General features: G+C 41.5%; 9 protein-coding genes. 5 read left to right on the top strand and 4 right to left on the bottom strand.

The genetic code is table 11. The annotated features are described in order from the left end of the window. Positions 1–96: 96 nt before the first annotated feature. The 5 genes from G7092_RS29040 to G7092_RS29020 all read left to right on the top strand — a co-directional run bounded on the left by G7092_RS29040 (position 97) and on the right by G7092_RS29020 (position 8,477). The gene (locus tag G7092_RS29040; protein WP_235953969.1) at positions 97–1,677 is read left to right on the top strand and encodes a tetratricopeptide repeat protein; all 1,581 of its coding nucleotides are present in this window, start codon (positions 97–99) and stop codon (positions 1,675–1,677) included. A gap of 521 nt (positions 1,678–2,198) precedes the next feature. Then, positions 2,199–4,967, top strand: coding sequence for a TonB-dependent receptor (locus tag G7092_RS29035; RefSeq protein WP_166095638.1), 2,769 nt, complete (start codon positions 2,199–2,201; stop codon positions 4,965–4,967). 30 nt (positions 4,968–4,997) lie between these two features. Beyond that, positions 4,998–6,251, top strand: a complete 1,254-nt coding sequence (locus G7092_RS29030; RefSeq protein WP_166095636.1) for a right-handed parallel beta-helix repeat-containing protein — start codon at positions 4,998–5,000, stop codon at positions 6,249–6,251. Between the two features lie 54 nt (positions 6,252–6,305). Then, complete coding sequence (locus tag G7092_RS29025; protein WP_166095634.1) at positions 6,306–7,418, top strand: phytase; 1,113 nt, start codon at positions 6,306–6,308, stop codon at positions 7,416–7,418. A gap of 204 nt (positions 7,419–7,622) precedes the next feature. Beyond that, positions 7,623–8,477, top strand: a complete 855-nt coding sequence (locus G7092_RS29020) for an HD domain-containing protein (RefSeq protein WP_166095632.1) — start codon at positions 7,623–7,625, stop codon at positions 8,475–8,477. 155 nt (positions 8,478–8,632) lie between these two features. Here the strand turns inward: G7092_RS29020 and endOF3 are convergent, their stop codons facing one another. The 4 genes from endOF3 to G7092_RS29000 form a co-directional block, all read right to left on the bottom strand. Further along, positions 8,633–9,628, bottom strand: coding sequence for an endo-beta-N-acetylglucosaminidase F3 (endOF3, locus tag G7092_RS29015; RefSeq protein ID WP_166095629.1), 996 nt, complete (start codon positions 9,626–9,628; stop codon positions 8,633–8,635). A gap of 541 nt (positions 9,629–10,169) precedes the next feature. After that, complete coding sequence (locus tag G7092_RS29010; RefSeq protein ID WP_166095626.1) at positions 10,170–11,228, bottom strand: metallophosphoesterase family protein; 1,059 nt, start codon at positions 11,226–11,228, stop codon at positions 10,170–10,172. Next, entirely contained in the window at positions 11,228–12,049 is an 822-nt protein-coding gene (locus tag G7092_RS29005; protein ID WP_166095624.1) for a universal stress protein, read from the bottom strand. Before G7092_RS29005 ends, G7092_RS29010 begins: the two co-directional genes overlap by 1 nt. Positions 12,050–12,063: 14 nt before the next feature. Beyond that, positions 12,064–13,488: an inorganic phosphate transporter gene (locus G7092_RS29000; RefSeq protein ID WP_166095622.1), complete on the bottom strand. Its 1,425-nt coding sequence runs from the start codon at positions 13,486–13,488 to the stop codon at positions 12,064–12,066. Positions 13,489–13,607: the final 119 nt, after the last annotated feature.

Raw genomic sequence — 13,607 nt, 5'->3', positions numbered from 1 at the left:
CTATGATCACCCATTCAATTTTAATGTATGGTTAGCATTTATGCCCGGCCCTCGCAATTCATGTTGGTTCTGTTTGGACTTTTTTTATGTTTAAACATGGCGGCCCGTGCCCAATCAGAAAAAAGCGCCCAGCTTCAGCAATTACAATCATTAGGGCAGCCGCGCCCGGATTCGGCACTTATTATACTTAAAAAGGCACATGCCAAAGCTGTTCAGGATAATGATAGCCTGGCAGCAGGTCGTATTTTGCAGCAAATGGGGCAAATTTGCTTTAACCAGGGGCATTACGCCCAGGCCCTTGATTTTTATTTACATGCCGATAAAATATTCGCGCAGGAAAATAATAAAGACCTGCTGGCCGGGAACATGGGTAAAATGGGTATCCTGTATTATTATAACAAACAACCCGACAAAGCATTCCAGGTTTACAATAAAGCCCGGGCTCTTTACACATCTACCGGTAATAAAAAAGGACAAGCAGAAATATTTGGCGCCATAGGGCATCTGTACGAGAAACATCATCAGTACGATAGTTCCTTTTATTACCAGCATTTAGCCTTACGTACTTATAACCAGATAGGCGATAACTACGGGCAGGCAAAAATATATGAGAATCTGGGTAGTATCCATGAAGACCTGGCCAATTACGATTCATCTTACTCTTGTTTTAAAAGATCGCTGGAGATTTACCGGCAACATCATGATGAGGTTGCCAGCATTGAGGTGATCAATAACATTGGTGATATTTTACGCAAAACGGGTAAGTATGCGCAGGGAATTGAACAATCGCGCCTGGCTTATACCTTGTCTGTAAAAAACAATAACCTGTATCAGCTTGCTGCGGCTTGCCGTGATCTGGGCAAGGGCTATCAGTTGCTTCATCAAATGGACAGCGCCTATCATTACCTGGAGCTGAGTCGCAAATATTCGCTTGAAGTGTATTCCAGGGAGAGCCTCAAGCAAACGTCTTTTTTGCAGGTGTTGTATGATATGGATAAGAAGAGTGATGAAATTATACGGCTCAATAATATTCGGAAAATTAACCAGATAGTTACTATAGCTATTATCACCATTATACTGTTGCTGATTATTTTGGGCTTGGTGACATTTAGCAGGCAGCGGTTAAAGATCAAAGATCAGCGTGCTTTGGCCGAACAGAACAAATCGATATTTGAAGCCCAGCATGAATTGATGCAGTTGGAATTAAAAAACAAGCAACTGGAAGAAGAAAGTCTGAAACAGCAGCTGGAGCTTAAAAGCCAGGAACTTTCAACCCATACATTAAATCTCATTAAAAATAATCAGTTACTGGAAAACATGCGTAATACGCTGCAGGATATGGTGAAGGAAGACAAGCGCGATCAGAAAAAACAAATGCAGCAGATCATCCAGCAAATAAACCAAAGTTTTAACCACGAGCAGCAATGGAAAGAATTTACCCTTGCTTTTGAGCAGGTGCACCAGCGGTTTTTTGATAAATTGAAACAGCATAGCAATGAGCTAACATCGGCAGATATGAGGCTGATCACTTTGCTTAAAGTGAATATGGATTCTAAAGATATTGCCGGCTTATTAGGTATCTCCAATGATAGCCTGCGTGTTGCCCGCTATCGCCTCCGCAAAAAACTCAACCTGGAACAGGGCGATAACCTATCAACTTTTATACAAGCTTTGTAGTGAGTAGTGAGTGGTGAGTGGTGAGTGGTGAGTGGTGAGTGATGAGTGGTGAGTGATGAGTGGTGAGTGATGAGTGGTGAGTGGTGAGTGGTGAGTGGTGAGTGGTGAGTGGTGAGTGGTGAGTTTGGAAAAATGCTAAGCAAATTAATCAAATTCTGAAAATTCTTTAATTCTGAAAATTCTGATTCAGACAAATTCCGGTTCGAATAATTTTTCTTGTAATTAATAGATCCATCGTTTCTCAGAATGACCGTTTGCTAACTATTCTCCACTCACTAATCACCATTCACTAAGTGCTTAACACTTCCTTAATGTAACGGTAAAGTAATGATAATGGAGGTTTTGTTTGTTATTATATTGTTGATAATGATTGAGTTATGATTTTATGTTGCTGTTGTATATATGCTGCTTGTAACGGTGTTTCCTTTTTGTAACGGCAAATATTCGGGAGCAAAGAGATGGTTTAAACACTTTTGCATCGTCAAAAAAATCAAACACAATTGTATCAATCGTTAACAAAAATGAATAAATATTTACAGACCTTATTATTCCTGTTGTTATGCGTTACCGCTGCAAACGCTACAAAGCTTAAGGGCCATGTTTACGACCGTAAAACCGGCGAACCTATGGTTGGTGCTACCGTTAGTCTGGATAAAACTAACAAAGCAACCACTACCGGACTGGATGGCTCATTCGAATTAAAAGATGTACCAAAAGGTGCATTCAATCTGCGGGTTTCCTACGTAATGTATCAAACCGTGATACAGGAACTGGAAATAACTAAAGAGGATAACCCGCATCTGAAAATTTACCTGGAAGAGGCAGGTAAGGCATTGCAGGAGGTAACCATCTCAACCAAAAAGAATGCGGCCTCTGAAAACACTGCCAGGAGATTGGAGCAACAATCAACCCAGGTAATGAATGTGGTATCTGGCAGGGCTATCGAAATATCGCCGGATTTGACGGTAGCCAATGTGATTGCCCGTGTATCGGGTGTTTCGGTTGAACGAAATAGCAATGGTGATGGTCAGTATGCCATTTTAAGAGGTATGGACAAACGCTATAACTATACGCTGGTTAACGGCGTAAAGATTCCGAGCCCAGATAATAAATATCGCTATGTTCCGCTTGATATTTTTCCGGCAGATTTGCTGGATCGCCTCGAAGTATACAAAACCCTGACACCTAATATGGAAGGCGATGCGGTTGGTGGCGCCGTTAACATGGTGATGAAAGATGCTCCCGATCGCCTTACAGTGAACGCCAATATAGCCGGAGGTTATAGTCAGCTATTTATCGACCGTAAGTTTATGAGCTACGATTACTCCGGTATCAACTATAAATCACCTTCTGAAATAAATGGTAAAGCTTACCAGGCTACCCAAAACGATTTTTCAAAAGGTACTCTAAGCTATGCTTTAAAGCATCCGGCGCCGAATGTGGTGGGCAGCTTAACCTTAGGCCAGCGCTTTTTTGATAATAAATTAGGCGTACTTGTTGCCGGCAGCTATCAGAATACTTATCGGGGTAGCAATAGTATATTCTATAGTTCAAAAGTCGTTCCAACGGCTCAGTATGCCGCTGTTACCAGCAAGAGCGACAGGGAATATTCGGAACAGCAAAAACGTTACGGCTTATTCTCCAAAGTTGATTACGTGATTGATAAGCGTAATAAGCTGAGCTTGTTTAATACCTATGTTAATTTAACTAATATACAGGTTAGGGATGAGGTTTCAACCAATTTTTCGACCGATTATGATCCTGATAAGGGAAATGCGCAGTTGGGTTATTCCACACGTAGCCGTTTAACCAAGCAGCAAATTTATAATGGTATGCTGCGGGGCGATCATCAATTGTTTAATGATAAATTAAAAGTACAATGGTCGGCGGTTTATTCATCGGCAGAAAACGAAGTTCCTGATAATACCACCATCAGCCTGAATGGTGTGCGCGAAAACTTTGTAGACAGGCGAACATTGCTTACCAACGGTACGCCGCTTACCCATCGTTGGGAACGTAATACGGATGAGGATAAGGCTGGTTACCTCGATCTTACGTATACCGCGCCGGTTGCGGGTGTAAATGTTGATTTCTCTGCAGGTGGTTTATATCGCGATAAACAGCGCAGCAGTTTTTATAATAACTACGCGCTTACCCCGGTTAACCCGGGAGCAGTATACGGTACCGATTTTCAGAATTATACCGATCTGTCTTTTACGGTAACCAACCCGGGCGGCGCCGTAAACAATCCTTTAACTTATGATGCCTCTGAAAAAATAGGGGCAGGATATGGTATGTTCAAGTTCACCACCAAGGCAGTACAGGTTGTGGGCGGTGCACGGATAGAACATACCGATCAGGGATACCGTATGCTTTTCCCGGCCGGCGAAACTCGTCCTACAGGGAATCAAATATATACCGATGTATTGCCAAGCTTAACCATCAAGTACTTTTTAACAAATAAGCAGCAGTTGCATGCTTCTTATTTCAGGTCGCTTAACCGCCCCGGGTTTTATGAGATAGTGCCGAGCAAAGTAGTTAACGAGGAATACCAGGAACGTGGTAACCCCGATCTGAAACGCGCCATTGCCGATAACTACGATTTAAGATATGAACTTTTCCCGGATGCAGGAACGCAGTTACTGGCAGGTGCTTTTTATAAAAATATCAAAAACCCAATCGAGTATATTTTCCAGGCCGATGCTACCCGCGGGCAGGATACTTATTATACGCCAGGTAATTTTGGTACTGCCCATAACTATGGTTTAGAGCTGGATTTCATTAAGTTCTTTAACAAGATTGGTGTAAAGGCCAATTACACTTACACCCATTCCCGTATCACTACACCAAAGGATACTTATATAACCGATGCTAATGGCGATACCCGTAAAATATCAGTGAACCAGTCGCGCCCGCTGTATGGCCAGTCTGAGCATATCGCCAATGTTTCCCTATTGTATAAGGATACCAAAAAAGGCTGGGACGCGCAGGTTTCTGGTGCTTATACCGGGCCGCGTATCAATACCGTATCGCAGTTCCTGAATAATGATCTGTGGCAAAAAGGTTTTATACAGATGGATGCCTCGGCCGAGAAACGCTTTAAAAACGGATTGAGTGTATTTGTTAAAGGCGGTAACCTGCTTAACACGCCAAGCAAGCTGTTCATCAAAGGAACCAATCCGGCCAATGCAGCCCTGAAAGACGACAACATCGAATCGAACGGACATACGCTGATTCGCAGTGATTATTACAAACAAACATACCTGATAGGTGTGCGCTATAAACTTTAAAAAATGTCAATCATTTTAATCAAAAATAAGATGAACTTAAAACCCATATTTACAGCGCTGCTGTTATCGGCTATAACCATTAGTGGTTGCAGAAAAGCCAATCTGGACGTGGATACCAGCTCCGGCAACGGATCGGCCAGCGGCGAGGTTTCAGGTGTTTGGACCAAAGGCAGCACCCAGATCATCAAAGGTGATATTATTATCCCGGCAGGCAAATCATTAACCATTGAAGAAGGTGTTACCGTATTGATGGATACTGTTGCCAAGCCAGAATTCATCGTAAAAGGTAATCTGTACTCGATGGGTACAGCCGAAAATCCGGTTAAGATCACCGTAGCTGAACAATACCGTACCGATGCCAAAAAATTCGGAAAGATGTGGGGTGGTATCCTGGCTGCCCCAAGCTGTGCAGAATTGGTACTGGATCATACCATTTTAGAGTATGGTGGTAATACAACATCAGATGCATCAACCTCTGTCAAACAAGGACTATATAAAGCCGTGGCTGGCGAAAACTTACCGGCCTTATGGTTCTCGAACGTTAATGGTAAGCTTATCGTGGTTAACTCCATTGTTCGTAACTTCCAGGAGGACTGTACTTATATTGAAGGTGGTAAAATCATTTTTGCCAACAATACTTTTTATACAACCGGGGTAACCGGCGGCGAGGCGATGAACTTTAAATCGGGCTGTTTGGCCGATGTGGGTTTTAACCTGGTTTATAGTGCCAATACCAATGCCCTTAAGTTATCCAACTCAGGCGATCGTAACCCGCAGGCTTATATTATTGCCTATAACAATACCATGGTAAATACCGGCTGGCGCAGACCATCAGCCAAAGGGGGCTCTATCTGGCTGGAAAACAATGTACATGCCGATATTTATAACAACCTGTTTGCCAATACCCGTTTTGGTATCAAAAGAGATACTAAATCAACCGAAGATAAACGTACGGTGATCAGCAATAACCTTTATTATGGTTATGACCAAACCACGGTAAATCAGTTTCAGCCATCAAAAGATATTGTTGGTGGTGTGAACGATATTATCAGTACCAAAGCGGGTGACAACGACCCTAAATTTGTGAATTACCCCGAATCTACCCCGGTACTAAATGCGGTGTTTAATACCGCCTGGGATTTTCATTTACAAAGCGGTTCGCCTGCCTTAAATCATGGTAAAACTAACTTTACCCGTCACCATGCCGCAGGTATTACAGTAAATGGGGTGACCTATGTATCGCCAGATCCTGCTACCTACATCGGCGCTTTCGGAACAAAATAAACAAACAGAAAAATCTATAGCCCTGCTTATGCAGGACATTTTGAAATATAATTGATGAATAAATTAAACACTTTTTTATTGGCATCACTGGGCATCGTGTTGTTTAACACAGCTTATGGCCAGAGCCAGTTACGTGATCATAAGGGGAATATAATGCCTGCAGTTTCCCCGCAAGCTATTAAACCAGTTATTATTACAGAGCCTGTATTATTTGATACGGATGATCCCGCGATATGGGTAAACCCTGCAGATCCGGCTCAAAGCCTGATTATCGGTACTGATAAAAATAGCGAAGGAGCACTTTATGTATTTGACCTGCAAGGAAAAATTGTAAAAGATAAAGTGGTACGTGGTTTAAAACGACCAAACAATGTCGATCTGGCTTACGGCCTGATGTTAGGTGGCAAGCCTACTGATATTGTTATTACTACCGAACGTATGACCCATAAGTTGCGGATATTTTCCCTGCCGGATATGAAACCGGTAGATAATGGTGGTATTGACGCATTTGTTGGCGAAACAGGTTTTGAATACCGCGACTTGATGGGTATATCTATATACACTTCAAAAGCGGGTAAGATGTACGCTGTAGCCGGTCGTAAAAATGGACCGAAAGATGGCAGTTACCTGTGGCAGTATTTGTTAGAAGACGACGGTACTGGAAATGTTAAAGCTACTCTGGTGCGCAAGTTTGGCAAATACAGCGGCAAAAAAGAGATCGAAGCCATTGCTGTTGATAATGAGTTGGGCTATATTTATTATTCCGATGAGCAGGTTGGCGTGCGCCAGTACTATGCCGATCCGGAGAAAGGGGATAAAGAACTGGCCATATTTGGTACATCTGGTTTTGAGGCTGACCATGAGGGCATCTCTATTTATAAACTGACAGACAAAACAGGTTATATTTTGGTATCTGATCAGGGAGCCAACCGTTTCCAGATCTTTAGCCGCGAAGGAACAAAAGCCAATCCTTTTGAACATAAACTGCTGAAAATTGCCAATGTAGCTGCCCAGCAAAGTGATGGCTCAGATGTGGTGGCCACCCCGCTTAATGATACTTTTAAACACGGCATTTTTGTGGTGATGAGTAACGATAAAACATTTCACTATTACCGTTGGGAAGATATTGCTGGTAAAGAGTTAAAAGTGAAAATAACTGGTAAGTAACTGATGCGCAATTAATTATTAATAATAAAAAGTCGCCTTGAAAAAAATCACGGCGACTTTTTACTTTGTCTATAGCACTGATAAACGTTTAAACTCATAAATAATTGCTAAAAATATTAGTATTTTAATAAAATTTAATTTAGGTTTGTATCACAGAATCGGAGGGGCAATACCCGATTTTTTTAACAGATATAAAAAAGTGATATGAAGATTGAGGATAAGATTTACGGTAATTTTGAGGTAGGGCCAGTGCTGGAAGAATTGATCTTGTCGGCACCTGTACAGCGGTTAAAAAATATTCATCAGGGAGGAGCGATATTTCTGATAAACCCGGCTTTAAATCAAACTCGTTATGCGCATTCTGTTGGCGTACTTTATCTGGTAAAGCATTTTGGTGGAGGTATCGAAGAACAAATAGCTGCTTTACTGCACGATGTTTCACATACTGCTTTCTCGCACGTAGCTGATTATGTGTTTGAAAACATCAAGGAAGATTATCACGAAACCATATTTGATGAGGTGATCAATCGCTCAGAAATTCCTGCTATTCTCAAAAAATACAGATTCGATAGCACTACCTTATTTAAGCATGCCCATACCATTTTGGAGCAGCCGCTCCCCGGGCTTTGTGCCGACCGGGTAGATTATACTTTGAGAGATTTATACCAGGCTGGCTTTATCGGTTTAACCGAAATCAGGAACTTTATCAGTGAGCTCACCATCCAGGATGGTTGCATGGTCGTTAAGTCCGAAAAAGCGGGTGATTGGATCAAAAATCAGTTTAGGCGTTTAAATGAGGCTTATTTTAAAAAGCCGGAGCACGTATACGCCAACCTGAAACTGGCCGAGCTTATTAAAGACGCTTTGACTGAAGGGTTACTTCAAAAGAACGATCTTTTACGGGATGATTTCCAGGTATTGCGTAAATTAAATATGGATAAGAGTATGAGCCAGCGATTAAATGATATCGAAAACATGGCACATTTTAAGCAATTTGCTAATAAAGGTGCAACAGAACGATTTAAGCAAAGATCGTTATATCCCTTGGTTATGGTTTAAAACCGTGTCCTCAATCAAAAGATAAATACAACCTAAACTTTATACAAAAAAACAAGCCCGGAGATTTTAGCCGGGCTTGTGTCATTTTAAACTTTAATGCACCTTTATCAGTATGATGGGTATTAAATTTTTGATGTTGATTATTTTTAACGATATTATTTACCTTTTACTGCGGTCAAAACCGCAGCTCCATAACCTGTAGGATCACTGTTAAAGGCATAAACAAATACACCACCTTTTTGGCCTTGGGTTGGTGTCCATTTAGCAATATCAACAGCATCACTTTGAGAGCTTGCAGTTTCCGCATTATGGCCGTAAACCATTTTTGCCGATGGTATTTTATTGGTACCCGTAGCATAATTATTCATTAACTGGGTACGGGCTGAATTACCATCGTAAGATTGTACGCCGAAATAAGTAAAATTGTTTACAAAATTGCTGGCAATATTGTTCCAGGCATAACAATCCAGGCCCGATGCTATTTCCAACTCATTGCTGGCCGTGGTGCCAAAGTATTTTGTCATTTCTTTAATGCAATTGATGTAGTTTGCGTTGGCAGCCATGCTTGAACTATACCAACCATAATAACCAATCTTATTATATGCCGGGAAGGCAGGAATTGGAGAGGGTGGCGTACCACTGTGTTCTACATCCAAAGTTATTCCATCCAAATGTAACTGATCAAGCAATACCTGTTTCATTTTTAAAGCATAGGCAGATGCGCTGGCGTATCCGGCAGGTTTTGTAGTTTGCCAGCTGGAGTCGTCATCAATGTTTTGTATTACCTTAATACCACGTGCCTGCAGCTTTTTTATATCACCATAAAAAGCACCATAGGATTTATAAGCGCCGATGTAGCCTCCACTGGCCGGATATTTTACAGTATCAATGTAATTTGGAAGTTTAACCACAAACAAAACCACAATGTCTACCCCGTCAGGAATATCAGTCAGTTTATAAGTGGGGTTTCGTCCATCTGTTACAAAGTAGGCAATGAATTTTTGAGTATTAGTGCTGTTGGTTACGGCTCTATTAATCGTACTATTTGTGGGAGCCTTTGCCTGATTATCTTTTTTACAAGATTGTGTGAATGCCAGCACTGACATGCAAAGCACGAAAAGCCCGATTAGGGAAATAAATTTTTCTTTCATAATTGATTTTAAAGGGGGTGTCGGTAAAATTGGTATAGTAACTTTTAAAAGCGCTTTGATATAGCCCGGTATCGCTTCTTACAAAAGGGGTTTAAATGGATAGTTTAGAAGGTCAAAAAAAGAACCCTTCCTAAAAAGGGTCCTTATACTAACCACTTAATCAACCATATCCAGGTCTCACTCTGGATAGCAGCCAATTTTTTTAAATTGCCGGACATTAGGGCTGCCAGCATTTTTGCGTAATAACAGTGTTATAACCTATCTAACACATAAGTGAATGTAAATCAAAAAGATGTGATTTTGTATTATTATGGTTACACAAACGTTTGCGTAAATTAAGAGCGTATAATAAGAATGTCAGTAGTAAATATGGATGTTATGGGGCTCAACTGTTAATGATCTGAGCTGTTTGCTGGTAAAACTACTTAGAAAAGAGGTATTTGCATATGGAATTTTAACGGAGCGTAAAACAGGTATCAGATTATCACGCAAACGTTTGCATAATTATTTTATACGGCGATATTTCTCGATTTTTAATAGGCTAAGCTTTGTGCACGGTAAAAATATCACGTAATATGGAAGGGGCACCAACCCTGACAGAATAATATTTACCAGTTAGTTGTAATTGATCGCCAGTTTGCGTAATACTGATTTGCAAAAATCCATGCTCATCATCGCAGTAAGATTTCAGATAAATTCCCGGAAAGGGAAGGGGTTCAAAACGACTGTCATCCAGTGCGGCAATACGGTGCAATTCATCAAAGCCGCCTGCGCCCGAAACGATATAAGGTACTTCTATGCCATCTGCATATGATTTATGAAACCGCTGGTAATTATGTACATGACCACTGAAAACAATATCTGGTCGTACACCTGTACTATTAAAAGCATTTTCCAGTATATCGATCATGGGTAGGCTAGAACCATGATTGATATCGGCAGAATATGGTGCATGGTGTAAACATAAAATCAGCATTTTATCTGATGGTGCCGACTTCAGCTCGTTATGGAACCAATTCTCCTGTTCTGCCGAAACTGCACCATACTTTGGTACATTGGTGTGCAAACTGATGATGGTGGCCAGGGGTGTTTCCAGCGTCCAGAAAATATTGGGCTGGGTCATGCTTTGTCTTTTACTTTCCTCGCTGAAAACAACACGCCGGGGTTCATTATCGCAAAATACAGCGGTAAAAGCATCCAGGCTTTGGTATGGATTTTTGCTGTCCGGGTTTACATCGCTGTCATGATTGCCCGCTATAGCGAAAATTGGTCCGGGGTATTTTTCAAAAGGTTTAAAAAACTGATCAGCATATTGAGATGCTTCCCCGTAATGATAAACCAGATCACCAAGATGATATAAAAAACTTCCTGGGGCATATTGCAGGCTCATTTGGTTAATTATTTCCTGTCGGGCTTCGGGATTACCTGTGCCGCCCGTATCACCAACCAGGTGAAAATCCATTTGATTGGGGCTGGCAACTGGTAGAATATCATCTACAAGGAGATGATAAGGGTATTTACCTATGGGTTCCGGTAACGGTTGAGTTTTAAAAGTATCGTCCGGCTGGTCTTTTTTTATGACAGGGGTAGTATAATTCATTATTCATGCAGTACAAGGATGGCTTTAACAGACCGGCTCATGATCTGGTTAACGGTACTCCGGTTAAATAAACGGTATATAATGTTATGGTGGTGTTTAACCAGGCAGAGAATATCGGTTTCGTTTTCTTCAATAAATTCCATGATCCCGCTGAGTGGCGTGCTGTCTTTCAGGTAATTAAATATAAGTTCGGTATGCGGGAGAAGTTCTTTAAGTCTGGCCTCTCCGGTTTGAATATGTTTCACATCCGATTTTTCGTCCACATACAATACCTGCATTTGTTTGGTATGGAAGGCTTTGATCATTTCGTTGAGCGCGGTAACATCATTTGGCGACAACTTTGTTTCATAATCGGTTGCCAGCGTAATAGCCGGAATATCCGGAAACCGGCTTTCCAGGGGAATGATCAATGTGGGGGTCTTTACCCTGGCTACCATCATGCTGGCATTGCTGCCAACAATACCACTCAAACCGGTGGCGCCGGTAATACCCATAGCCAAGAGTTCGACAGGGTAATTGTCTATATAATGGGTGATGACATTTTTTAAAAAACCGATATCGCACCGGGTAGTTACACTGACACTTTTAAATTCGTCTTTATCTGTATAAACCGCTGCCCAGGCCTTTAATGCTTCTCTTTTATTGCGGTAATAGTCTTCAATAAAAATGGCATTATAAATACTGTTATTAATGCCCTCGGTTGGGTGAATAGCATGAATAACACATACTTCCAGCTTTAATAATACCGCGAGCGACATCGCATACTCCATAGCGTTTGCGGCACTTGGCGAAAAATCAGAGGCAACCAGGATCTGTTTCATTTTAGGATAATTATCTATATAAACAAATGAAATAACATAAACAGCAACATCGCTAAAAGAATAGCTACAGGCAAAGTTAATACCCAGGCCAATGCAATGTTTTTAAGGGTTTTATTGTTAAGATTACCCTTACCTCCCGATGCAACCATGGCACCTGCAATACCGCTGGACAAGACGTGTGTAGTACTAACCGGGAGGCCGAACGCTGTACTTAGTCCGATGGTTGAAGCTGCAACTATCTCGGAGGTAGCACCCTGGGCATAGTTTAGATGTTCGTTCCCTATTTTTTCTCCAATGGTAACAACAATCCTTTTCCAACCAATCATGGTTCCTAATCCGAGTGAAAGGGATATGGTAGCGATAGCCCATATGGGGGCAAAGTCGGTAACATGTTCCAGTTCGTCTGAAGCGAATTTAAGTTTTTCCTTTTCCTCCATGGATAAAGTTACCTGCTTATCTTTTAACAATGCCCTGATATCTTTAACAACGCTTTCTACCTGTTTACGGTAACGGTAAGTTTTGGCCACCTCTTTTTCATTCTTTTCGGCCAGGTAAGTTTTGGTTTGATTAACCGCCTCCATCAATTTTGTTAATACTATATTTTTAGATGCATCACTTTCTAATTTCTTAGTAATTACCTGTTCGGTTTGGTTCAATGCGGCAGATATCTTACTATTCGGAATAGCATGATTGACAGCAAAGCGGGCAGGCAGAAATGCGATCAGGATCAGCATAAATAAACCCACACCCTTTTGTCCGTCATTACTGCCATGGAAAAAGCTCACTAATGTGCAGGTTGTGATCAGCAATATTCTGATGTGGATAGGCGGCCGGTCATTCTCACCAGTGGGAATGTGAAAAAGCGCATGTGATTTGGTTACATGCTTCAGAAACAGCATGAGCAAAGCAGCTGCGCCAAAGCCAATAATGGGCGAAAGGATTAGCGATGATCCAATCTCTTCGGCTTTTCCCCAATTTACCCCGGGGCCATTATAGTACCAGGTAAAGGCCAGGCCTGCGCCAATCATTGCTCCAATCATAGTATGCGAGCTGGAGCAGGGAATGCCAAGATACCAGGTGCCTAGGTTCCAGATTATAGACGCTAATAGTACAGATAAAACCAGGCAGGCACCCACGCTAATAGGAAGGGTCATCAATTTATCCAGTGGCACCAGTTTCAGAATGCCCATAGCAACGGTTACACCACCCAGAAAAACGCCCAGGAAATTCCAGGTGCCAGACCAGGGGATTGCGTAAACAGGCTTCAGGGCTTTGGTATAAATAACCGTTGCTACTGCATTGGCGGTATCATGAAACCCGTTTACGAATTCAAATCCAATAACTGCCAGGATACAAAGGATGAAAACGATCACAAGATAACCGCTTAAATCAACCTGGCCAATAAAAGGGAAAAAAGTTGCAATAAGTGAGTGATTCATAGAACTACGCTTCTGACGTCAGATTTCATAATCTGTTGCATGCTTTTCAAATAACCACTTCTTAGGTTGCCTTAAGATAAATTTAATATTAGTATATTGTTACTATATAATTCAATTGC

Origin of the sequence: Mucilaginibacter inviolabilis (genome assembly GCF_011089895.1) — a bacterium.
Taxonomy (GTDB): domain Bacteria; phylum Bacteroidota; class Bacteroidia; order Sphingobacteriales; family Sphingobacteriaceae; genus Mucilaginibacter; species Mucilaginibacter inviolabilis.
The sequence above is the reverse complement of the archived record's forward strand: the minus strand, read 5'-3'. Positions and strand labels throughout refer to the sequence as shown.